Origin of the sequence: Rossellomorea sp. KS-H15a (assembly GCF_024195245.1) — a bacterium.
GTDB lineage: Bacteria > Bacillota > Bacilli > Bacillales > Bacillaceae_B > Rossellomorea > Rossellomorea vietnamensis.
This window is the reverse complement of sequence record NZ_CP096886.1, coordinates 1,572,177-1,596,437: the sequence shown is the minus strand read 5'-3', so window position 1 is coordinate 1,596,437 and position 24,261 is coordinate 1,572,177. Positions and strand designations below refer to the sequence as shown.

Genomic DNA, 24,261 nt, shown 5'->3' with positions numbered 1-24,261 from the left:
TGGTTCACCACTTGGGCCTTTGCATGTAAGCATATGGATTACCTCCACCTCTTCACCAACGCCTCAATATCCCCCGGATGTGTACGGCAGCAACCACCAATGATACGGGCTCCTGCTTCATACAAAACTACTGAATCCTCATCAAACGCACAATAGGCTTCCTCCCCATTCCACGTTTTAGTCTCAGCTTCGTACGTTTCACCTGAGTTGGGGTACACAATGATTGGCTTATCAGTATGCTTGTTTAGTACGCTCATCGCAAGCTTAGCCGCGGGAATCGGTGTACAATTCACACCAATCGCAGCGATTTGTTCATGATCATTGAACACACGCGCGCACTCTTCAATCCCCGTTCCATCACTTATCGTCTCTCCATCCTTTAATGAAAAAGACAGCCATGCCCAAGTTTCCGGAAATTCTTTTAAAAGCGAAGCGAGTACTTTTGCTTCCTGGAAAGATGGGATGGTTTCGAATGCCAGCACATCAGCACCCGCCTCCACTAATGCCTTGATTCTCGGATAATGGAAATCTGCTAAAAGTTGATCACTTACACCATAGTCCCCTACATATTCAGAGCCGTCAGCAAGGTATGCCCCGTAAGGTCCTACAGAACCGGCGACGATTGGTTTCGGACGATCCCAATTCACCTTCTTTTCCTTCCAAAATTCATCCCGAGCCTGTCTGGCAAGAGTAACTGTTTTCTTAATTAACTCCAGCGCTTCAGGTTTCTCTATTCCACGCTTCAGAAAACCATCCACCGATGCCTGGTAGCTGGCTGTAATCGCACAATCGGCTCCCGCACGGAAATAATCAGCATGAACCTTCTGAATCGCTTCCGGTTCTTCTAGGAGTACACGGGCTGACCAAAGGGGATCATTTAAATCACAGCCATGTGATTCCAGCTCTGTGGCTAATGCTCCATCCAAAATCATCAGGGAATGTGTTTGTAAAATCTCCTCAATGGGATTCAGCTTCAGTTGCTTCGACATGATCTGTACCTCTTTTCTTCACGTATTGTGTTAGATAATAACTTCCATAGCAAAGGGCGATAAACGGGATCCCGCAATAAAGGGCAATCCTCTGAGTGGGATCAAAGGCAATGCCGATACAGGAAGCGAGACAAAGCAGAAATGACGTAACGGGAACCAGTGGATAGAGCGGCGTCCGATAGGCCAGGTCTTTCACATCGTTTCCTTCCCTTATGTATTGTCTTCGAAATAGAAATTGGGCAGCACTGATGCTCATCCACACGATCACGACGGCAAGACCTGAGACCGAAACCAATACGATGTAGACCGTCCCCGGTGCAATGATGCTTGAAAGCAAGGACAGTCCCCCTCCAAGCATGCTACATACAATCGCATTAAGAGGGATCCCCCTATCAGTCAATTTGGCAAAAATCGGGGAGATCGTTTGCTTATCAGCCAGAGACCATAGCATTCTGGAGGAAGCATACAGACCTGAGTTTGCCGCTGATAAGATAGCCGTGATAATGACAAAATTCATGATATCTGCGGCAAAAGGAATTCCAATCCGTCCAAGCACTGCGACAAAAGGGCTTTCCAATACACCGGCTGACTGGCTCGGTAATAATGCAGATAATACGACAATCGTCCCTACATAAAAGAGAATCAATCTCACAAGCGTAGTGCGGATGGCTTTAGGAATCGATCTGGATGGATTCTCTGTTTCTCCCGCCGCTACTCCGATCAGTTCTGTTCCTGAAAAAGCAAAATTCACGGCAAGCATGGTCATCAAGATGGCAAATGCCCCGTTCGGAAATAACCCTGAATCGGTGATATTCGAGAAAAATGGAACGGGCTCTGAATGACCAAGGGGGATGAACCCGAAGATCGCCCCTGCCCCAATCACAATAAACCCCACAATCGCAATCACTTTCACTAAAGAAAACCAAAATTCAGATTCAGCAAAAAAACGCACCGACAATGCATTAAGGAAAAAAATCAACGCAGCGAAGACCGCGCTCCAAATCCACACACTAATCGAAGGGAACCAGCGCTGCATCATCAAGCCGGCCGCCGTGAACTCCGACCCCAATGCCACCGTCCATGTCAGCCAATATAACCAGCCCACTGTATAACCGGTCCCCGGACCAATGAATTTTGCAGCATAACTATGAAAGGATCCGGTCTCCGGCATATGGACAGATAGCTCGCCTAAACACAGCATCACGAGATACACCACCAGCGCACCGATTAAATATGCAAGGATGGTCCCAAATGGACCAGCCTGATGAATGGTATAACCCGAACTCAAGAAAAGCCCGGTTCCGATCACCCCTCCAAGACTCAGCATCACTAAATGCCGTGTCTTCATCTTTCTTTTGAAACTCTGTCCTGCGTTTTCCATACAAACACCCTTCCTTCTAAGTTAATTGAGGAATGAGTGAACAAACAAAAAACGCACCCTGAACGAGTGCGTCACCGACAAATAAAAGATTGCTCCTATCTATCAGGGTTTGAATCACCCGCTGGAATTAGCACAGTATCTTCGCAGACCTGTTGCTGAGGCTTCAAAGGGCCAGTCCCTCCACCTCTCTGGATAAGAAAATATTTTGATTTTTTAAAACTTTATCAATATATCGGAATAATGTCAATACCCTGAAACGGATGAATAGCCCAGCCCATCCAATGGTTACATTGAGGAATAAAAAGGGAACAACTAAGTAAAAAAGGAGAAACCGCCATGCCAGAAGGTCCAGAAATCAGAAGAGCTGCCGATAACGTTGAGCGTGCTCTTATAAATAAAACAGTGGAAGATGTTTATTTTGCTTTCCCTCATTTAGAAGACTACGAAGATCTGCTGAAGGGGTCTATCGTAAGAAGAGTCGATACGAAAGGAAAAGCCATGCTCATCCGCTTTGATAATGGATACACCATCTACTCCCACAATCAACTTTACGGAAAATGGTATATCAGAAACACCTACAATTATCCTAAAACAAATCGTCAGCTCCGATTAGCCCTACATAACGAGAAAAAATCCGCCCTTCTCTATAGTGCGTCGGATATCGAGGTTCTCAGGGACGAAGAGGTGCCATCTCACCCATTCATCTCAAAAGTCGGTCCAGACCTTTTAAGCGAAGAGGTATCCGTAGATGAGCTGGTCGGGCGGATGAAAGATAAAAGATTCCGAAACCGAAAATGGTCGATTTTATTGCTTGATCAAGGCTTTGTCGCCGGAATCGGTAATTATTTGCGATCTGAAGTTATGTTTGTTGCCGGCATACACCCTTCCCTAAGGCCTGTAGACTGTACGGAAGATCAATTAAACAAAGCTGCCCATGCCATCATGGATTTAGTAAAGCAATCGTATGAAACGGGGGGGATCACTAACGATCCCGTCCTTGCACAGAAACTGAAAGCCAAAGGTGTGAAGCGATCCCGCTATCGTCACTGGGTCTTTAACCGTGAAGGGGAATCTTGCTTCATCTGTGGAAGCGAAATCGAGAAGACGGTGGCCTCTTCAAGAAGGCTTTACCATTGTCCGGTTTGTCAGGGAATCGTATGATCGATAAAAGGGTCCGTGGCAATCTTAATGCCACGGACCCTTTTATCCGCTTAACGTCAAACCACAGTTTCTATTCCGTACTCCGGTTAATCGCTTCTTTCATTGAAATCCCTTTTAATTTCCGACGATTCAGCCACAGGGAAACATAATACGATAGGATCATGATGATGAAACTGATAATGACACTCATCCAATCCAACCTGACAGGAATCGTCACATTCATTTCTGAAGTGATGGAATTCATAAAGGCTGAAATCGAGAATATCGTCACGGGAATGCCTATCGCATACCCAAGGATGATAAACCAAATGTTATAGCCGATCATCATGTTCATGATCGACTTCTCCCGGTAGCCGATGACTTTCATGAGTGAAATTTTGAATGAATTTTCCTCGATTAATAATGAAATCAATATATAGATGATGATGACCGCAATGATGGCAGCAACAAGGGCAATCGCTACCACACCATAGTTCAACGGCTTGATCATTTCCTTGAAACCGTCAATCGTATCGGATGACTTTGTCATCGAGACAATCTGATCTTCCGGTAAGTGGAGTTCCTTGTTTGAATAAATTTCCATATAACTTCCCGAAGGATAATCATTTAATCGGTTGAATTCATCGAGTGGCATATAGATCATATTTCCAAGATAGGATTCAGCGATGTGATCAATGGTGAGAGTAAAGGATTTGTCCGTCAATTCATTTGTCACATGAATTGAATCCCCCTCTTGAATCCCCAATTTATCTGAAAGTGATTTATTCATGATCACTGAATCGAATGTCAGCCTTTCTCCGCTTCCGTCCTGCAATCGAATGGCTGTATTGTCCGGCTTCAGGCCAGTGATCATGACACTCTCCTCATCTGTCGTAAATGGTGCCACGGATCCCACCTGTCCCGATTCCGGCTCTATGGTCTGTGGAGCATTGAATAGATAGCTATACTCATAGTCATATACTTGCTGAAAATGATATGTCACCAGGTACTCCATCGAATTCTTGGTGACGAATCCGAACAACAATAATAATGTCGCAAACATCACACCTATGATTAAAAACAGTGCCCTGGGAAGGTTTCTCATGATTTCCCTGATCACGAATTTCCGGTGGAACGGCAGCTTCTTCATTTTAAACAACCGCTCAAGCCTTTTCACTTTGACCTTTCGTTCCCCACCTTTTATCAAACTCACCGGCGGGATCTTCAAGACACGGTGAACCAAGTAATAGGTAAACGGGATGAACAGCACAAGTGGCAGAAACATACTCACAAGTAAATAACCCACATGCAGTTTCACATCCAGTACAGGCAGATTATAATAAGCCGCGAAAGTGGAAAGCAATGGATGCAGGAATATCCAGCCAAAGAACGTACCGACCACGCTTCCTGTTGTGGCAAGAATTCCGGCATAAGAAAGATAATGACGGATAATTTCCCTTTTCCTGTAGCCGAGGGCATACAATGTACCGATCTGTACATATTCCTTCTTCATTAAGCGCCACAATAATATAAGAATGATCACCATACTAATGAATAAAATACCGATCGGAAGAAATTGTCCCATCTTTTTGACACCGGCAATATCCCCTTTGATGAAGGAAATGCGGTTATTATCTTTTTTATCCGTCCATTTAATGATCTGATTCGTTTGATTGATCCTCTTCTTCAGTTCTTCCGGAGAAGCATCCGGTAGACGGATACTATAGTAAATCCGGTGATTTTCCCACTTTGATAAAACAGATGGTTTCACGACGGCGACACCGAATGCATCCGGATTTTTCAGGAAACCCGATTCATCCTTTAATGGATAGATGTAATCCGGAATCGCCATATAGCCTGCAACCTGGAACGTTTCCCCTCCCAGTTCAACCTCATTTCCAATCGCCACACCATGGGCTTTGGCGAAACCTTTATCCACTAATATATCACGGTCCGAAGACAGTTTTTCCCCCTCCACTATAGTAGGAAGATTGAGGTCATCCGTCTCATCCAACAACCTGAGAGTCGAATCTTTACTATATGGAAGATCGATTGCCATCCTTTGCTCGATTTCCGCGCCACTTTCCTTTTCCAATTCTTCGATTTCATTCAAAGGCTGTTGTGTCATGAACTGCGCATCTTCTACTTTATTCTCGTTAAAAAATATCTGTAGATTATCAATGAGATTTGCTCCGGCTGCTGTGAATGCGTAAAATACGATGGAGCTGATGGCAATCAGACACCACGCTGAAAAGAACTGCGCCTTTTTTTCCATTATGGTCCGAAAAAGCTTTTTCCGAAGAGGCATCACCACTCAACCCCTTCAGCGGAGGTTTGATGTTCATTGACAAAGTCGGATTCTACCTTTCCGTCCTTCAATGTGATAACCCGGTTCGCCATGCTTTTGATTGCCTGGTTATGGGTGATGATAAGGACAGTCGTTTTAAATTCTTTATTCACTTTCTCGATCAACTGCAGAATATCTTTTGATGTGACCGAATCCAATGCTCCAGTCGGTTCATCACATAATAATAGTTTCGGAGCCTTCACGACGGCACGGGCGATTGACACCCGTTGCTGCTGCCCTCCGCTTAATTCACGGGGAAAGCGATCCTCCATCCCCGACAATCCAACAGCATGGATCACCTCCGGAATTGACATTGCCTCCCGGCTGATATTAGCCGTCAACTCGATATTTTCATAGACCGTTAAATTCGGGATCAGATTATACATTTGAAAGACAAAGCCAACGTCTTCCCTTCTATAATCCACAAGCTCTCGGTCACTCAATCGGCCGATATCTTTCTTATTGACCACAATGCTCCCGGAATCAATTGCGTCAATGCCTCCAATGGCATTCAACAATGTGGACTTCCCGGAACCCGAGGGACCGAGGATGACGACAATCTCCCCCTCCTCCACCTCTACATGAATATCCGTCAGTGCCTGAAAGGTGGTTTGACCGCTTTGGTAGGTTTTATGAACTCCATTGATGCTCAAGATGCTCATGTTCATTCCTTCTTTCCCGATTTCATTTTTCCTTCAAATAAAAATCGTATGTGTCTCGCCAACTGCTCCTTGTAAGCTTCATGATCCATTTCTTCGTTATACATATAGAACATCGTATCGGACATGGCTGCACTATAGATGGCATAAGCCGCTTCTTCAGGATCGATCTTTACGGCAAAGCAATCTGAATGGCTTTCGATTAAATTCATGACCCACTTCATCATCTCTTCATCAATGCCGAATAACCCCTGTCTCAACCGGATGCTCTCTTCCACTTCTCCCGTCATCACGTGAAACAGCTCGCGCCAAAATGCTTTCGGATAATGCTGAAAAAATGCTGCAAATCCCTGCATGGCACCAACCACACTTTCTACCAGATCTCCACCCTCTTCTGAGGAAAACGGATTTTGAAGCGCTTCTTTCATCCCCTCCGCTTCTTCAGTGAAAATCCGCAATAGCAAAGACCCCTTAGAAGGAAAATAATTATAGATGGTACCGGTCCCCACTCCTGCATCCTTCGCTATTTCAACCATGGAAGCCGTTTCGAATCCCTTTTGAGAAAAAATGTTCTTTGCTGATTCCATGATGTTCAGCTGGGTTTGCCGTTTTTTATCTTCACGTAATCCTGCCATGATCAATGCTCCTTTGGTTATAAAATATGAACGCGTTTATTTATGAATACATTCATATTTTAACTGGAAGAATATTGATTGTCAAACCGTGCTTGTCTCAGAAATAATAAAGCCCACTTCATCAAATGAAATGGGCTCGTACTTCTTACATACCATATTCCTTCCGATACTCATCATGCTTTGGCTGGAACAGTTCCTCACTGGATGGTCTCACATCCGAGAAATGATCCACATTGTAATGCCCTCTTAAAGCAAGATTATGATGGGCGATGATTTGCTCGGCCTTCAACGCTTGGGAGTCCTTGGTGGAATGGCCGTCTGCCACCAGTGTGACATCGAATCCGCTGACCGTCGCATAACGGACAGCCGTGTCGATGCAGTACTCGGTCTGACAGCCCGCAATCACGAGATGCTCTACCTCTTTTTCTTTTAAAAAGGAGAGTAACGGCGTCCCGTAAAATGAATTGGTCGCAAGCTTATCGAATACCTCGGCATGATCCGGAATCTCTAGGTCCCGATGTACCCCGAACCCTTCGCCGGTACCACCTGCGACGTCTTTATCCCTGATGAAGATGATGTGGGCGTCCACTCCCTTTGCCTTTGCGACCACTCTGTTGATGGTCTCGATCAGTTTTTCTTTTTGAAAGACAGCCTGTTCCTTTTCGTTGCCTTCCACTAATTCCTGTTGCACATCAATGACAAGTAATGCCTGCTTCACTTACAAAACCCCTTTACGATTTTAGTCCTCTTTTAAACGGATGTCGTTCGGTCATCTTTTTCATCATGAACCGCCCTAAGCCTATATGTGTATAGTTCGGCTTATCCCCCTTACAATCCTTTCATACAACAAAAAAAAGCCCGGAATCACATTCGACTCCGAGCTTCATCGCGTGTATGTCAGGGAAGCAGGACGATCTTCCCCAGCTTTCCTGAATGTTTAAAATAGGTTTGTGCTTCACGGGCTTGCTCGAGCGGGAACGTCCGGTCAATGACCGGCTTGATTTTTCCTTCCGAGATCGCAGCAAGCATGCGTTTGAACTCTTCCCTTGTCCCCAGGACCGAACCATAGAACGTGATATGCTTTAAATAAAGGGTTCTGAAGTCGAGTTGTGTTTTCTGACCACCGGCCGACCCTGATATACAGAATTTGCCGCCTTTTTTCAAGACTTCAAGGGATGTTTCGAATAGTGCATCCCCTACTACATCCAATACAGAATCAACCGGACCACCATTTACATCAAGTATTTCACCGGCAAGGTTTGGCGACTTATAGGACAATACGTGTGTCGCACCGAGCTCTTTCATCCTGTCTTCCAAAGCCAAGTCCCCTACTATGGCAATGACCTTTGCACCGAATACCCTGGAAGCAATTTGAACATTCAATGATCCCACACCGCCGTTGGCACCGGTCACGACGATCGTTTCCGAAGGCTGAGCCTTGATCTGTTCCACCATATGCCAGGCCGTCAAACCGCTGACGGAAAACACTGCACTTTCTTCATATGTGGAGAGAGGCATGTCATAACAGAGTTCCGATGGCCATACGACGTATTCAGCATATCCCCCATCATATTCAGAGCCGATGAACGACATATCGTCTGATATATGTTCGCTTCCTTCCGTGCCGCTTGAAGTGAATGGGAACAGGACAACATCTTTACCCAGCATGGTTTCGGAAACATCCGCTCCCACTTCTACCACTTCACCTGTGATATCCGAACCGGGAACCCTTGGAAACTGAACCCCTTCAGGCCTCCACCCAGACTTCTCTTCCGTTCCATATGCGCCTTCTCTCATCCAGATTTCAGTATTGTTAATGGCACACGCCTTTACTTTGACAAGAACTTCCCCCTTTTGAGGGACGGGAACCGGAATCTCAGAGACTTCGAGCTTGTTGACATCTCCATATCCTGTAACTTGAACGGCCTTCATGTGCGTTCCACCTTTCCATTTTTCTGGTTATAGTGTTGCCGAAACCCTTACCCTCAACCCCTTTAAGTTCCACAAAAGGTTCGGTAAGGACGATTCGTCGGACTCGGAAGCTTACAATACTCTTCCTGATCTGAAGAGTAAGCGTATGGATCTTCCAGAACCGAAAGCAAGTCGGTCATGACACTGAAATCATCTTCTTCCACTGCCGCCTGAAGTGCTTCTTCCACCCTGTGGTTACGCGGGATGACCGACGGATTACTCGTGCGCATCCGCTGCTTGGACGCTTCCATCGTCTCGTCCTGTCTGCTCAGCCTTTCTTTCCATCGTTCCTTCCAAGATGTAAATTCAGATGTGTTGAATACATCTGACTCTTCACGCCCCAATGTCAGGCTCCGGAACGTATTCGTAAAGTCTGACTGATGCTTATTCATGAGATCCAGCAGTTCTTCAGCCAACGCGCGATCCCCTTTTTCTTCATTGAATATCCCAAGCTTGGCCCTCATGCCGTCAAGCCAGTGTCCTTCATATAACTTAGGAAATTCCAGAACCGCCTCCTGGGCAAGCTTGAGGGATTCTTCCTGTTCAGGATGAAGGACCGGGAGCAGGCTTTCAGCAAAGCGGGCGAGGTTCCATCCAGCGATCGGCGGCTGATTCCCGTATGCATACCTTCCTTGTGCATCGATGGAACTGAAGACCGTTTTCGGATCATACGCATCCATGAAAGCACAGGGTCCGTAATCAATCGTTTCCCCGCTGATCGTCATATTGTCAGTATTCATGACTCCGTGGATGAAGCCCACCATCTGCCACTTGGCGATAAGGGCTGCCTGCCGTTTGATGACTTCCTTCAGTAGGAAAAGGTAGCGGTTTGGAGCATCCATGCCCTCTGGATAATGGCGCTCCAGGGCATAGTCTGCCAGGGCCCGAAGATCATCCACCTCTCCGAATCTTGAAGCAAACTGGAATGTCCCGACACGGAGATGACTGGCCGCCACCCTTGTCAGGATCGCACCCTCTTGTTCCGTTTCCCGGTAAATGGGATCACCCGTTGTCACTACCGCTAGACTCCTGGTAGTCGGTATTCCAAGTCCGTGCATGGCTTCACTGATGATGTGCTCCCGGAGCATGGGACCAAGTCCTGCCCGACCGTCCCCTCCACGGGAATAAGGAGTTCTTCCTCCCCCTTTAAGCTGAATATCAAATCGTTTTCCTTCCGGCGTGATCTGCTCGCCAATCAGGACAGCCCGTCCGTCACCCAGCATATTGAAATGTCCGAACTGGTGGCCCGCATAGGCTTGGGCAAGGGGCTCGGCTCCTTCAGGGATTTCATTGCCTGACAAGACACCCGCCTCCAGTTTTTCGGCATGGAGCCCTAGGGACTCAGCAACCCTATCATTTAGAACCACCAGCTTTGGGGCACGCACAGGTTCAGGAACCTGAAGGGTGAAAAATGTTCCAGGAAGGCTTTTATAGCTGTTTTTGAGATTCCAACCTGCTTTCTTTTCCATCATCGTCCTCTCCTCCTGTTCAATAAATAAAACAAAAAACCATAGACATGTTCTATGATTTTTTGGTGAAGTTCCCTTTTATCTCCCTTTCATTATACCTTTCTTTCCCCCTAATGTCCTTTATGGCCCCTCCGGAAAACACCCCAATACGAAAGGTAAATCACAACGATCAATCCCAATGAGATGAATAACCCAATCCGCTGATTAGCGTGGACCATGGCACCCGAAATCGCCAGGAGAATCAGAGCGATCCCGAGGTAGGAGGTAAAGGGATAGCCAAACATCTTAAACTTTCCATTCGCTGCATCATAAGTTGGATGGAGCTTAATATGGGATACAAGGATGATTCCCCAGTTCAAAATCAACATGACTCCGGCTGCAGTGGTGATATATTCATACACTTCATTGGGGAGGAGAAAGGAAAACAGAATCGATATACCGAGCCCGATCGCTGTGATCATCAAAGATTTCACTGCCACACCCCGATCATTTTTTTCAGCGAATCCTTTCGGCGCATCTCCATCGACAGCCAGGGAAATCATCACATTCGTAATGGAGAATAAGGCCCCGACCATCGTCGAGAAGGCCGCACTGATGATGATGATATTGAAAATCGAATCAAGGAACGGGATGTGATACGCCGAGAGCGCCGTTACAAACGGGCTTTCTGACTCGTTGATCTTGGTCCATGACACCATGCTCATGACAAAGAACAAGGAAAGAACATACACCGTCACCAGGGAAAAAAGCGTGCCCTTCCCCGCTTTCGGGACATCTTTCTTGTCACGCAGTTCATTCGAAGCGATACCAAGAACGGCAATGCCACCAAAAGAAAAAAACACGAAAATCAAAGCCGCCCATGTTCCCTTGATACCCATTGGCATAAAAGGAGAAATACCGGCATTTTTGGCAGATTGAAGCTCGGATGGTGTAATGATATGAAACAAAAGCAGGGCACCGAAAACGATGAATATAAGCAAGGTCGACAATTTGATCACGGCAAATACCGATTCGATCTTACCGAAATTACTTGCCCCCAGTAGATTGATGCCAAAACCCAGGACCGCATAAAGAATGGAGAAAATCCATAACGGGACGTGGGGAAACCAAAACTGGGTGAACGTCGATAACGCCACGATTTCACTGGACATAATCAGGATACCTGATAACCAATACATCCATCCTGAGACAAAGCCGAATGAATGTCCGAATGCCTTCTTCGCGTAAATCCTGAATGTTCCCTTTTGTGGATCATTGGTGATCATTTCCGCCAGGGCACTGAACACAAAATAAGCGGTCACTCCTGCGATCATATAGTCGATGAGAATGGACGGACCGGCCGTCTTGATGGATAACCCCGTTCCGAGAAAGAATCCTGCTCCGATGACGGACCCGATCCCGATCAGGGACAGTTGCCACCAGCTGAGCTTGGTCCCTTCCCTTTTCTCCTGCTTCTTCTGTTGGTGATGGGCTACCGTCTGGGTTAATAAATGCTCGTCCTTCATCCAACCATCCTTTCGTAAGGTTCACATACTCATAGGTTTTTCATTGACTGTTATAACTATTCAAAAAGCAGCCTTCCAGCCAATTAACATTATTGTAAAAATTAAAATTATTTTGAAATTTTTGTAATGTGAAGTTATACTAATTCTAAAAGAAGTCGGGGGTGGTTCTACTGAGAAAACTTCAATTTATGGGTCTTCCCATGCAATTTGTTCTCACGTGTATCGGGTTATTCCTGTTCAGCGGGGCGGGTTCGTTACTCGATTACGATGATGAATTAGTGATTATGCTGGGGAAATATCTACAGACGTTGCAAGAAATGGGTAAGAATTTATCGGATCCCGGCTCCATCATCATCATGGTAGGCGATCCAATGGACTCCAAAAGCTATCCGATTTACCCTATATTTTTTCAACTGTTTGGCTATTCGTTTTCTCTCTTACTCCTTGCATTCTTCCTGGCCGCCATCGCATCTTCTCTCGTAAGCTACTTGTTTATGTTTCTGCCAAAGAAAGTATATCGCATATGCTTCAGGCTACTGGACTCCCTGGACTCACTTCCGGACGTCATGATCATCGTATTCATCCAGCTGTTCATTGTCTGGTTTTTCAAGAAGACCAATATTCTGCTGTTCGACATTTATACTCTTGGCGATGAAAAGATCTATCTGCTTCCCATTGTTTGCCTTGCAATCATGCCGATTGCTTTTTTAACTAAGAATTTCTTGTTTCAGCTTCGTGAAGAAGAAGAGAAGCCATATGTAGAGTATTCGTATTCCAAAGGGTTTTCTAAAGCTTATACCATATGGGTTCATTTGTTCCGAAATGTATGGGTCCATTTCTATTATCATATAAAACCCATCTTCCTGCTCATGCTGTCGAACCTCTTGATCATCGAGATCTTATTTAACATCAATGGGTTCATGAATGTGCTTTTGGATATGTCTATCAATACTCCCACTGCGTTCTTTATAGGGATGCTTATGATTTACATACCGTTTTTCGTCGTGTTTACATTAGGTTCAGCCATTCTGAAGAAATGGTTATCCGGAGAGGAGGTCGGCTGATGAAAATCTTAAGATCATTCAGATTTTGGCTACCAATGGGCTTTCTGCTGTTGATGCTTTCATCAAGCTTTATCGCGCCATACCTTTTCCCGGATCTTCTAGAGCCCGGGCCCGCGTATTTAAAGGATGATTCCGGAAGGGTGATTGCAGACCCTCCTTATACCATGGAACAAATGGCACCTCTCGGTAGTGATAAACTTGGGAGGAATGTATTTTATTTACTTCTGGCGGGAGCAAAATACACGCTCTTGTCCGCCATCGTCATTGCTCTTCTCCGAATGGTCGGAGGGTTCGCATTTGGATTGCTGTATGCATTTCTTCCCGATGGACTGAGACAAATGATTAAAGGGGTCGGGGATACATTCAATTTTATCCCCCTTGCCATCATTGCCTTTGTACTCCTCACGCCATTGCAGGATGCTTTTGAATCCGGGGCTTTGTATTCATTTCAATTTCTGATCATTGAGGTTGTCGTGATCGCCATCATTGTCATTCCTTCACTTGGAATGTATTTGGGAGAGGAAATGAAAGAATATTTGAAGAATGATTTCATTTCAGTCTCCAGGCAAATAGGCGCAAGCAGATTTCACATCATCAAACAGCACCTGCGCCCTCAATTCAGCCGCCATGCCCTGGTCATGTTTTCAGAACAGATTTCCCAAACCCTTTACTTACTGATTCAGCTTGGAGTTCTTCACATCTGCCTGGGAGGGCTGAAAATAGCAGATTTCGGTATTGACACGCCAATTCCGGAATACTTCTCTTTCACAAATGAGTGGGCAGCCACGATGAGTATCAATATTCAGATGATCTTTCTTCATACATGGCTGGTGCTGACCCCTCTCGCATTCTTTGCCGTCTCGATCTTTTGCATCAATGAGATCACCAGATTTTTAAAAGAGGTTCTGTTGGAAGATGCGCTCCCGGTCAGTGAGGGACAGACCTCCACTGACATACCGGCATCTCCTTCTAGGCTTGAGGACCCTTTTTCATTCAGCAGTGCTTCAAAGGAGGGATTCCATTGAGTAACCGACTGCTTTACATTCTGTCTGCCTGTGTCATTCTCCTGACTGGATGCCGTGTAGAAATGGCAACGGAACTGCCTCAAAAACCCGAGGCACCATCAGGGGTCAGAATTGATTTTTCCGGAAACGTCCTGCTGAATGGAGATGAACTCATCGTCGAAGGAAAGTCCAATCTGCCGGAGGATAGCATCATGTTTGCCGGGATCAAGGATTATGGGAAATTCGAGTCTTATCCAAAGGTCATCAGTTGGCAGGCGGTAGAAGACGAAGAATATGCTGCAGAAAGCACCGGGGTGGTGGATGAAAAAGGGAACTTCCAAATCAAATTGAAACGTGTGAATCCGGACTCACGTTACAAACTAGAGGTGATCTTCAATCCAGCCATCCAAAAGTCAAAAATCCAGGAAATCTACGGCTTCTGGGGTGAAGGCATCGCACCCAACATCGGATACTTTGACTTCGAATACAACGAAAACACCTTATCCGGAATGATCCTCTCCGCCCCCATTGTAAGCATCACCGATCCGAACGGAGACGGCGCCAAATGGAACCTCACCAATATTCCGAACAAATCCAGGGCGATAAAAGAAGAATCTTGAGGGACGGACCTCTAAACGGGCCAGAAGTTCTTTGGCGGAGTGTGAAGTAGAGGTCCGTCCCTCAAAAAAAATCCCTGCCAATTATCGTTGGGCAGGGATTTTACTATGTGCAGTTCATCCGTCTTTGCTATACGTTCAATGTCAGTGTGGCAACACATTCCACGTGTACAGTATGAGGGAAAAGGTCTACAGGTTGAACGGCATCAAGGGTGTAGCCGAATGGCTCAAGCTCCTTGATATCCGTCGCGAATGTATCCGGGTTGCATGAAACGTACACGATCCGCTCCGGTTTTGCACGTCCGATCCTTCTCATCACCTTACCTCCTGCACCGGAACGCGGCGGATCCAGCATCAACAGCTGTGGGTGACCGAACGTTTCGAGCATCTGGTCGATTCCTTTCCGTGCATCCTTTGCGAGGAATGTCGTATTGGAGATTCCGTTATCATCTGCATTCCGTTTCGCCGATTCAATGGAGCTTTCCACGATCTCGATACCAGCAAGCTCCTCTACTTTGCTTGCAAATGGAAGGGAGAATGTCCCTACTCCACAGAAAAGATCGATCATCTTCTCCGTTTTCTTCGGCTGACTCATCTCAACCGCCAGGTCCACAAGCTTCTGTGCCTGAGTCGGATTCGTTTGGAAGAACGTATCGAACCATAAGCGGAAACGGTAGCCGTCCATTTCGTCATAGATGAAATCACGTCCCGAAAGCAGGTGGATTTCCTCTGCCTGGGTACGGTCAGCCCATGCCGTGTTTTCAAGCCATAATAGACTCTTCACATGTGGGAATTTCTCTTCAACACGTTTCATTAAATCTTTAACCGCATCTGAGTGGAGATCAGGTGCTTCCGTAGCGAACACAGCAAGCATTAATTCACCCGTCGCAAACGATTGGCGAACCATCAAATGGCGCAATAACCCTTCATGCTTATCTTTGTCATACCCCTGCAAGTCATGATCCTTCACCCAATCAGCGACTTCCATCGTCGCTTCCACCATCTCCTCACTTGCAATCAGGCAGGTTTCAAGTGAAATGATCTTCCGGAAATTCCCCTGCTCATGTAAACCAAGTTCTCCCTCCGGTGAGAAGGTAAACTCCATCTTATTGCGGTAACGCCAAGGGTTGTCCATTCCCATCGTGTCACGGACAAGTGCGGGATCAAACCCCTGCCCTTTAAGAGCTTCTTTCACATGATCGGTCTTGTGCTTCAGCTGACCCTCATAGTCCCAATGCTGCCACACACAACCTCCACAGCGATCAAAATGTGGACAAGGTGGCTCGATGCGCTCTGGGTTCGCCTCCAGGATTTCATCCGCCATTGCCTTACGTCTCCTGCGGTCCGGTTGATCGACCGTCACCTTCACCTTTTCCCCGATCAGGGTCTGAGGGATGGTGAGTCGCAGCTTCTTCGGATTCCCCAGCTCATTCTCACGCCAGATCACAGCCTGTCCCGAGCCTTTTTGATCTAATTCTTCTATAGTAGCAACCATCGTTTCCGGTTTGATATTCGACACTATCTACGTCCTCCTTCAAATTGCTCTCTAACTCTATACTTTATTAAAAATGGAGGCGGAATGCAACAGGGATATAGGGGCAAACAACACAAAGAAGGAGCCTTGCATGCAAGGCTCCTCTTTGATAGAAACAGACTAATAGGCTTTGTAACGTCCGAATTCACCGGTGATATAAGCTCGTCTTCCGTTGTAGACGACTTCCCAATAGCCTGAGCTGCTGTTTTTCCCTCTGACGGATCCCGTGACGGGAATGGTACGGCCTTTTCTGATGGTACCCAGATCTTTGGATGTCAAACGATCCGGACGATCTTGTATGATGGCGGCATTGGCGACTCCTATTATGGTGATTTCCCCAATGGCAATCGGCCCTCCTGTTGCAGGCGGCGGTGAGGCTTGGCCCCCCTGCTGTCCACTTCCTTCCACCTTCACATATTTCGGTGATGCGGTCACATAATACACATGCCCCCTGGAGTTCATGACTTCATACATATTGGCCCCTTCCACCTTCAGCTTCCGGACAATCGTCGGAAATCCATACCCGTACTTCAGTATTCCAGCACGGTAGGTATCATCAAAAGTAGGCCGGCTGTAAAAGTCAAGACCTTCTGCTCCTCTGTAAATACTCTCAACGCGTTTGCCGACAACATTTCCGGTGCTTGTCCCACCGGATACGGGAGGTGACCCGACGTTTCCGCCGTTGCCTGCAGCCACATATGGCACCCCGAAGAAATCACACACTCCCAGTGCCTGCTCCCTTGCCGTCTCACGTTGAAAATCCTCGTTGATCATGAGCAACGCTTCCCTCTCATTATCCATGAACCCATTCTCTACAAGCACCGCCGGCCCATCAAACTCCCTCGTCATATGAAGATTCTGCTCAATGATCCCCCGGTACACTTGCTTTGTCCCCTGTTTCAAGTACTTTGCAATGCTCTCAGCAAGTTTCCTATCCTTTGCATCATTATAATATACATGAAGCGAATGCCCTTCTGCATCCTTCCCCGGGTCATCAAACTTCCCATCGAAGGCATTGTAGTGATTGGAAACCAATGCATCCGCCCCCATGGAATTCGCGGCATCGGTTCTCGCCTGAAGCGGGGTATCTGCATCGGTCGGAGCCGTTAACAGCGTCCGGAATCCACATCTCTCCAATTCCCATTTCAAAAATAAGGTCACTTTTTCATTGAATTCATTTTCCTGGATCTGCCTTCCGATGGACGGAATATAAGGCGTCCGTTTACCAGCTGTCCCAAGACCGTGACCATCATCCAATGCTATTAAATAATCACTAGATTTTACCATATTTTGTATCCTCCTTTACTAGTAAAATATTCACAGCTTGTACAAATGGTCACGGCAAGGGGAAAAGAATAGAATCATTTCATAGAGGAATGTTTATCATTTTCATGAGAAAACATAAAAAGGCGCCTGTCCCCACTAACGGAGACAGGCACATAAACGATTAAACTATAAAAAATCAATTCTATGACTTAGAAAGTCGCAATCTGGTGAATCCCCAATGCCTTTAACCGCTCTGTGTTTTCATTTACATAAAGTCCGATATCATCGGGGAAGTGGGAATCAGAAGAGGTTGTGAACCTCACACCTGCCTCAGCCAGCACTTTCAGAAAGCTCGGGCTCGGGCACATCTCTTTAATTGGGTAGCGATAGAATAAACCGGCATTCACTTCTGTCGCTGTATTGGTATCTACCAATGCACGTGCAACCTTCTCGTAATGGGGGAGAAGAATTTCTTCATGGGGTCTGAAGTTGAAGACTTTCAGATTGTCGAGGTGGGCGACGAAGTCAAATAAGCCGCTACGGATGGCTTCTTCAACAATCTGGAAGAAGCGTCCATACAAATCTTCTAATCCATAGTGCTCAAATTGGTCTATGGCTTCAGGGTTATCAAATCCCCACCCATCCACAAAGTGAACCGAACCGATCACATAATCCCATCTATGCGTCGATAACAATTCCTTCAACTGATTATGGCAACCAGGAAAGTAGTCAGCTTCCATCCCAAGCTTCAGCTTAATGCCATGCTCTGCCCACTTCTGTTTTTGACTTTCTATGAAGTCGACATAGTCTCCCATGTTTTCGGTCATGACCTGCTTCAACCACTGGTGTTGTTTTCTCCCCAGGTCCGTTTCACTAATATCCATGTTCTTCTCGAAATAGTCTCTCGTTTCCCTGAAACGATATAAATGATCGACAATACCTACTTCTTTCAAGTTTCGTTCCTTGGCTTTCTGTAAGTATAAATCCAGCCATTCGGATGAATATGGGCCTTTTTCCAACCGCTCACTCAGAAGCTTATAGCTGGATTGAATCCAGCTTCTGTGATGGGCCTCCCCTGTTACAGGATAAAAATGCTGAAGTGCCCGGCTCGTACGTTCCAGCCATCGAAATGAGTAAGGCCCTTCTTCCAGATGTACATGATAATCGACACTCATGAGGTCTCCTCCTTATGGTGAAATCCATTTTTTAAACGTACGATGCTTACTTTTCTGCCATTCTTTGGGCATCGGTGCATCACATACCACATAGTCAAGTTTTGCCATTGGACCGATTCTGCAAAAGGAAGTCTGGTTCAATTTGGAGGAATCAACCAGCAGATAGATTTCCCTTCCCTGATTCATGACGTTTTCAGACACAAGGGATTCTTCCAAATCGTAATCGAAAATATCTGTCATGGTGACCCCTCCACAAGACAGAAACACTTTGTCAAATTGAAAATGACGGAGCATTTGAATCGTCATGGCACCTGATACGGATTTCTGTTCAGGATTGCTCATCCCGCCAAGCATGACAAGCTTCCCGTCAAAGACCTTAGCCTCAAGACTCTTATTGATGATTTCCGCCGAAGCCAGGGAATTAGTGACGATCGTCAAACGCTGAAGCCCGGCAAGAGCATTTGCCAATTGATAGGTGGTGGTACCAACATCTAGCATGATTGTATCCCCGTCTTGAATATAACGGGAGGCAAGTTTACCAATCCTCCGTTTCGCCTCCAGCTGGACGTTCATCTTTTGCCGGAACAACGGCTCTTGGACGACAGGGACGTATTTCACCGCTCCTCCATGGACGCGGGTGAGACGATTTTCTTTCTCTAGAAACGCCAGATCCTTTCGGATGGTTTCAGGTGTCACACCCATTTTTTCTGCTAATTGTGTGACATATATTTTCTCATCCTCTTGAAGGATGTCTTCTATTAATTTGTGCCGGTCCGATGCAAATGCACTCATGCCAGGGGAATCACATCCTCTTTTAAAATATATAGTGTGACTTCACTTTCTGGAGATAGACCAGAGTTTCGTTGCTGAAGTAAGTCGGCTGAAAAAGACACAGAGTTTGATTCCATGGAATAGCGGACGATGTTTCCTAATACTGCCACGTCTTTCACCACGCCTTTTATGGCATAAGAGGGACCGGATTCAGTTCTTTGAAACGCTTCCGGGCGGATGGCATACATCCCGTCTGCCTTAAGAGCCTGTCCGAACAAAGTCTTTAGATCATGTGCACCCAGGACGTTATAATGTCCTATGAATCGTGCTGAAAATTCTGTAGCAGGATTCATGTAGATATCATGAGGATGGCCGCTCTGAACCATTTGCCCATTATTCAGAAGCACAATCCGATCACTCACAACCATGGCCTCTTCCTGATCGTGGGTCACAAGAATCATCGTAATGCCTAGTCTCTGCTGAATTGAACGTAGCAGTTGTTGAAGATTCTTACGGATCTGAGCATCAAGAGCACTCAGGGGTTCATCCAACAGGAGGACTTTCGGCTCGACAACAACACTTCTCGCAAGAGCCACCCTTTGCTGCTGACCACCCGATAACTCATGGGGATATGCTTTTTCTTTACCTGTCAATCCTACCAGCTCAATCATACTCATCACTTTTTCATGAATATCGTCCTTCCCCATCTTCTTCATCTTCAATCCGAAGGCGACATTTTCATACACATTCATATTTGGAAACAAGGCATACGATTGAAACACCATTCCCACTCCTCTATACTTCGGCGAGACATGGGTTACATCTCTTCCATCAATCGAAATGGAACCTTCTTCCGGTGTGACAAGACCTGCAACCATCCTGAGGAGAGTACTCTTCCCGCAGCCGCTTGGACCCAGGAACGTCACAAGTTCCCCTTTCTCGATTTCCAGATTCATATCTTGAATGACCGTCTGGCCTTCAAAGGATTTTTGGATGTGATTCAATGTGATAAAGCTCATATTAGAACGACTCCTTTTTACGCTGGGCAAATTTCACTACCAAGCTTGATAGGATACTGATGAATACGAAATAACACACGACGATGGCACTGGAGAAATGACCACTTTTCTTTAATTGCTGATACAAATAAATTTGTACGGTTTCATAGCTGCCACCGACCAATAAGTTCGCCAGGACGAATTCCCCAAATAGAATCGAGAATGAAAGAAGGGCTGACACCAGGATGCCCGTCATGATATTGGGAACGATGATTTTCCTGAAGGCCGATACCTTGGATGCCCCCAGCAGTTCAGCCGATTCCATCAAGGATACGGCATGAATGTTTCTGAGACTATTTCGGGTACCCTGATACATATACGGCATGATCCCGATGAAATACGCACCGACCGTCACCAGGACCATGGGAACTCCCACTTTCGAATACGCCCTTAACAGCCCTACTGCCATAATGACTCCCGGCATGGCATAAGTCAGAAGTACCAGCGCCTGCAAACCTTTTTCCAAACGTGGTGCATAGACGACGATGGCAAATATCGCAGGCACCATGATTAGTGCTGAAAGAACCGTGGCTCCTCCTGAAAGCATAAGGGAACGCAGGACGGCTGAAGTGAATGCTCCGTCACTGAATAACTCTGTATACCACTTGAACGTGATCCCTTCAGGCAGAACCGTCTGATTCCATTTAGTCGAAACCGAATATAAGAACGTTGCTAATAGTGGCAAAATTAAATAAGCAAACACAATGACCAGGGGAACGAACGATAAACGGCTTTTCTTCATCCTACATCCCTCCTTACCTTCCTAGTGAGCCATTCATTGATCAACATCGCAACGATCAGGGTGACGCCCAATAACACGGCAAGGGCGCTTCCAAGTTCAGGCTGAGCAAAGATGTCTCCTGATATCAACGCCCCGATCCTGATGGTAGCAAGATTATACGTACTTCCTGTCAACGCATAGGCAGAGGCATAAGCTCCCATTGAATTCGCAAACAGTATGCTCGCTGTCCCTGCGACGCTCGGCAGCAGGATTGGAATCCCGATTCGCTTCCAGAACATAAGCGGTGATGCACCGAGAAGATAAGCCGATTCCCTCCACTGCTCCTTGATGCCATGGAATGCAGGGAACATGAGCATGACGGCCAGGGGCAATTGAAAGTAAATATAGATGAGAATGAGGCCAGTCCAAGAATACAGATTAAAATGATTCAACAAAGCCACATCCAGTTTCTCCGCTAAAATCGTAAACACACCGCTATTTCCCAATAAGACAATAAAGGCAAAGGACAATGGAATCCCTGCGAAATTGGAAGTCAGATTTGCAAGTACTAAAATCCGGTCCTGAGTCTTTTTACGGAAAAACGTAATGGCATATGCGGCAAAGAGCGCAAAGATAATCGCTACCACTGTGGATGAGAATGAAATGATAATACTGTTTTCAAACGATTTATAATAATAGGGATTCGTAAAAATCTCCAGGTAATTTTCAATAGTGAAAGATGTTTCCCCACCCTTTGTAAAGCTTGCATGAATCATTGAAACTAAAGGAACGAGTAAGAATAATAGAATAAAGGCCAACAAAGGGACCATTGTCAAAAAAATTCCGGATCTCCTCTTTTTCATTAGTATTCACTCCTTTTACACCATTGTCCCTGTGCTCAGGATGACAGGGTAGTTACCCATCACCCTGATTGGGACTACATGACCTAAACGAGGCCTGGAATCGTTATTTCCTGCATGGCAGGTGACGGTTGAATGTTTAATAGTTTACATACGAATGGTGCGATTTGAAGCTGAGGAACCTCCTCTTCATAGATTCCCGCTTCGATTTTCGGACTGATGACGAATAACGGGACTTCCCGATCTTCCCTCGTCGTTCCTCCATGCTGACCATCCTTATTCATGCCATGATCAGCAGAAATGATGATCTGATATCCTTCCTTGATCCAATCTGGAAGAATAGACGCAAGCATGACGTCCACGGCGATCACACGATTTCTGTATCCGGCTGAATCCGCCGTGTATTTGTGTCCATCATCGTCTACATTCATACTGTGAATGTAGAGGAAATCAGGATCCTTCGTCGTTTTCATATAGTTGGCATCTGCAAATAGATGAGTATCTGGATAGTGATCCTCCCAATAGAAAATTCCGTTCTGAATCGGGCCATTCCCGTCAAGCTTGATGCGGTCCGTCATTGGGTTGAATGGAGCGGAATGATAGAGCTCACTCACCCAGTGATAGCTTGCCGTTGCATTCTTCAATCCTTGTTTACTCGTTAAGTGAAAGATGCTCTCTTCCTTTGAGCCACGGACAACCTGATTGGACGTGATACCATTTTGATAGGGAGGTGTTCCTGTCAACAAGACTTCGTAAAGGGGCCGGGACATGCTCGGCACCTCGGAGATCACCTTAAATCGTGAAGCCTGTCCCTTCTCCACCAAATGATGGAGATATCCCATATTATCTACAGCCGTGTCAAAACGAAGACCGTCGATCATGATGAAGATCAGCTTATCGTTAGTTGACATGGACCAACACTTCTTCCTGCCATTTTTGCGGTAGGGCTTTTGTTGCCTTTTCCCATGCGCCTGCATCCTCTACCGGTCGTACATTCTTATACATGCTATCAGGAAGAAGCTTTGCTTTCGCATCTTCTGGCAGCTCCACATCTTCACGGATCGGTCTTGCATAACCTCGGGCAAGGTTTGCCTGTCCTTCATCAGATAGGATGTATTCACGTGTCAGCATTGCTGCGTGTGGATCTTTGGCCTTTTTATTGATGACATTCGCATATCCCGACACGACAGATGAATCTGATGGAATCACGACTTCAAAACGATCTTTATTAATTTGATCACGATAGTTCAGTGCGTTGAAATCCCACACAATCGCGACATCTGTCTCCCCTTTTTCAAGAGACGTCAAGGATGGATCCGTCGTCTGCAGGCGCTTCTGTTTCGCGAGTTTTTGGAAGAACTCGATCCCCGGTTCAATATTCTTCTCGTCTCCACCGTTGGCAAATGCTGCTGCGAGGACAGCGAATTGAGCCTGATTGGCTTTCATCACGTCACCTACATCCACCTTATAGTCACCCTTTAGGAGGTCACTCCATGAAGAAGGCGGATTCTTCACGTTATTCTTATCGATAATGAAAGCCATGGTGCCGGTATAGCCGACCACCCAGTCTCCATTGTCGTCTTTCGCCCAATCGGGGATTTCATCCCAGTGCGTCGGTTTATATGGAAGCGTCAATTCTTTCTCTTCCGCAAGGGGACCGAATGCCACACCTACATCTCCTACATCGACATTTCCTGTTTCAAACTTGGCAAGTTCCTCAGCACTCGACATGTCTGTATCTGTATGCTTGATATCATATTTTTTTGAGATATCCTTCCATGTCTGTCCCCAGTTTGCCCATGAATCAGGCATTCCGACTGAGTTCACTTCCCCTTCTTCTTTTGCCTTCTTTTCTATTTGATCCAATGATAGATTACTAGTATCGATCTTGCTTCCTTCTGCGTTATCATTTCCAGAACAGCCCGCCATAAGGAAAGCGGAAGTCACCCCAACCGTTAATACCTTTAACAATGAGTTCTTCTTCATGGATGTCTCCTCCTAGTTTTGAATCATTTTTGTTTTCTTTTGTATTACACCCTCATCATAGGGAACCAAAGTAAATAGGAGATTAACCAAACGTAAAACTATTCTGAAA

22 protein-coding genes and 1 riboswitch are annotated in these 24,261 nt (G+C 46.0%); of the genes, 4 read left to right on the top strand and 18 right to left on the bottom strand.

Annotated features, from left to right (window positions below; translation table 11 throughout):
- Positions 1-38 precede the first annotated feature (38 nt).
- Together mmuM and mmuP are read right to left on the bottom strand one after the other, a co-directional pair.
- The gene (gene mmuM / locus M1J35_RS08215; protein WP_254653363.1) at positions 39-989 is read right to left on the bottom strand and encodes a homocysteine S-methyltransferase; all 951 of its coding nucleotides are present in this window, start codon (positions 987-989) and stop codon (positions 39-41) included.
- On the bottom strand, positions 958-2,370 hold the full coding sequence (gene mmuP, locus M1J35_RS08210; RefSeq protein WP_254653362.1) for an S-methylmethionine permease: 1,413 nt from the start codon (positions 2,368-2,370) through the stop codon (positions 958-960). Before mmuP ends, mmuM begins: the two co-directional genes overlap by 32 nt.
- 92 nt (positions 2,371-2,462) lie before the next feature.
- Positions 2,463-2,569: riboswitch (SAM riboswitch) on the bottom strand.
- A 137-nt stretch (positions 2,570-2,706) separates the two neighbouring features.
- On the opposite strand from mmuP, the gene nei reads away from it, so the two are divergent.
- Entirely contained in the window at positions 2,707-3,531 is an 825-nt protein-coding gene (gene nei, locus M1J35_RS08205; protein ID WP_254653361.1) for an endonuclease VIII, read from the top strand.
- 70 nt (positions 3,532-3,601) lie between these two features.
- Here the strand turns inward: nei and M1J35_RS08200 are convergent, their stop codons facing one another.
- From M1J35_RS08200 to M1J35_RS08170, 7 genes are all read right to left on the bottom strand, one after another.
- Positions 3,602-5,785: an ABC transporter permease gene (locus M1J35_RS08200; RefSeq protein WP_254653360.1), complete on the bottom strand. Its 2,184-nt coding sequence runs from the start codon at positions 5,783-5,785 to the stop codon at positions 3,602-3,604.
- Positions 5,786-5,817: 32 nt separating this feature from the next.
- The gene (locus M1J35_RS08195; RefSeq protein WP_254653359.1) at positions 5,818-6,519 is read right to left on the bottom strand and encodes an ABC transporter ATP-binding protein; all 702 of its coding nucleotides are present in this window, start codon (positions 6,517-6,519) and stop codon (positions 5,818-5,820) included.
- A gap of 2 nt (positions 6,520-6,521) precedes the next feature.
- Entirely contained in the window at positions 6,522-7,151 is a 630-nt protein-coding gene (locus M1J35_RS08190; RefSeq protein WP_254653358.1) for a TetR/AcrR family transcriptional regulator, read from the bottom strand.
- A 145-nt stretch (positions 7,152-7,296) separates the two neighbouring features.
- On the bottom strand, positions 7,297-7,869 hold the full coding sequence (locus tag M1J35_RS08185; protein ID WP_224520796.1) for a cysteine hydrolase family protein: 573 nt from the start codon (positions 7,867-7,869) through the stop codon (positions 7,297-7,299).
- A gap of 179 nt (positions 7,870-8,048) precedes the next feature.
- Entirely contained in the window at positions 8,049-9,083 is a 1,035-nt protein-coding gene (locus tag M1J35_RS08180) for a zinc-binding dehydrogenase (RefSeq protein ID WP_229593285.1), read from the bottom strand.
- A gap of 62 nt (positions 9,084-9,145) precedes the next feature.
- Complete coding sequence (locus tag M1J35_RS08175) at positions 9,146-10,594, bottom strand: protein adenylyltransferase SelO (RefSeq protein ID WP_254653357.1); 1,449 nt, start codon at positions 10,592-10,594, stop codon at positions 9,146-9,148.
- A 107-nt stretch (positions 10,595-10,701) separates the two neighbouring features.
- Positions 10,702-12,096 (bottom strand): amino acid permease, encoded by a 1,395-nt coding sequence (locus M1J35_RS08170; RefSeq protein WP_254653356.1) that lies wholly within the window; start codon positions 12,094-12,096, stop codon positions 10,702-10,704.
- A 188-nt stretch (positions 12,097-12,284) separates the two neighbouring features.
- Here M1J35_RS08170 and M1J35_RS08165 point away from each other — a divergent pair, with 188 nt between their 5' ends.
- From M1J35_RS08165 to M1J35_RS08155, 3 genes are read left to right on the top strand one after another with little or no spacing between them, the layout of a single operon-like run.
- Positions 12,285-13,160, top strand: a complete 876-nt coding sequence (locus tag M1J35_RS08165) for an ABC transporter permease subunit (protein ID WP_254653355.1) — start codon at positions 12,285-12,287, stop codon at positions 13,158-13,160.
- Entirely contained in the window at positions 13,160-14,185 is a 1,026-nt protein-coding gene (locus tag M1J35_RS08160) for an ABC transporter permease subunit (protein ID WP_254653354.1), read from the top strand. Before M1J35_RS08165 ends, M1J35_RS08160 begins: the two co-directional genes overlap by 1 nt.
- The gene (locus tag M1J35_RS08155) at positions 14,182-14,784 is read left to right on the top strand and encodes a hypothetical protein (protein WP_224520802.1); all 603 of its coding nucleotides are present in this window, start codon (positions 14,182-14,184) and stop codon (positions 14,782-14,784) included. The genes M1J35_RS08160 and M1J35_RS08155 overlap by 4 nt, the downstream gene beginning before the upstream one ends.
- Before the next feature lie 127 nt (positions 14,785-14,911).
- On the opposite strand, the gene rlmD is transcribed toward M1J35_RS08155, so the two are convergent.
- The 9 genes from rlmD to M1J35_RS08110 all read right to left on the bottom strand — a co-directional run bounded on the left by rlmD (position 14,912) and on the right by M1J35_RS08110 (position 24,152).
- Positions 14,912-16,276: a 23S rRNA (uracil(1939)-C(5))-methyltransferase RlmD gene (gene rlmD / locus M1J35_RS08150; RefSeq protein ID WP_371928748.1), complete on the bottom strand. Its 1,365-nt coding sequence runs from the start codon at positions 16,274-16,276 to the stop codon at positions 14,912-14,914.
- A 159-nt stretch (positions 16,277-16,435) separates the two neighbouring features.
- Positions 16,436-17,602 carry an N-acetylmuramoyl-L-alanine amidase family protein gene (locus tag M1J35_RS08145; RefSeq protein WP_254653352.1) on the bottom strand — a complete coding sequence of 389 codons (1,167 nt, stop codon included), beginning with the start codon at positions 17,600-17,602 and terminating at the stop codon, positions 16,436-16,438.
- A gap of 188 nt (positions 17,603-17,790) precedes the next feature.
- Positions 17,791-18,756, bottom strand: coding sequence for a histidinol phosphate phosphatase domain-containing protein (locus M1J35_RS08140; RefSeq protein ID WP_254653351.1), 966 nt, complete (start codon positions 18,754-18,756; stop codon positions 17,791-17,793).
- 12 nt (positions 18,757-18,768) lie between these two features.
- The gene (locus tag M1J35_RS08135; protein WP_254653350.1) at positions 18,769-19,548 is read right to left on the bottom strand and encodes a DeoR/GlpR family DNA-binding transcription regulator; all 780 of its coding nucleotides are present in this window, start codon (positions 19,546-19,548) and stop codon (positions 18,769-18,771) included.
- Positions 19,545-20,546, bottom strand: coding sequence for an ABC transporter ATP-binding protein (locus M1J35_RS08130; RefSeq protein WP_254653349.1), 1,002 nt, complete (start codon positions 20,544-20,546; stop codon positions 19,545-19,547). Before M1J35_RS08130 ends, M1J35_RS08135 begins: the two co-directional genes overlap by 4 nt.
- 1 nt (position 20,547) lies before the next feature.
- Positions 20,548-21,327: an ABC transporter permease gene (locus M1J35_RS08125; RefSeq protein WP_254653348.1), complete on the bottom strand. Its 780-nt coding sequence runs from the start codon at positions 21,325-21,327 to the stop codon at positions 20,548-20,550.
- A complete protein-coding gene (locus M1J35_RS08120; RefSeq protein WP_254653347.1) occupies positions 21,324-22,169 on the bottom strand; it encodes an ABC transporter permease in 846 nt (281 codons plus the stop codon). The genes M1J35_RS08125 and M1J35_RS08120 overlap by 4 nt, the downstream gene beginning before the upstream one ends.
- Positions 22,170-22,252: 83 nt before the next feature.
- Entirely contained in the window at positions 22,253-23,077 is an 825-nt protein-coding gene (locus tag M1J35_RS08115) for an alkaline phosphatase family protein (protein WP_254653346.1), read from the bottom strand.
- The gene (locus M1J35_RS08110; protein ID WP_254653345.1) at positions 23,067-24,152 is read right to left on the bottom strand and encodes an ABC transporter substrate-binding protein; all 1,086 of its coding nucleotides are present in this window, start codon (positions 24,150-24,152) and stop codon (positions 23,067-23,069) included. Before M1J35_RS08110 ends, M1J35_RS08115 begins: the two co-directional genes overlap by 11 nt.
- Between the last annotated feature and the right edge of the window lie 109 nt (positions 24,153-24,261).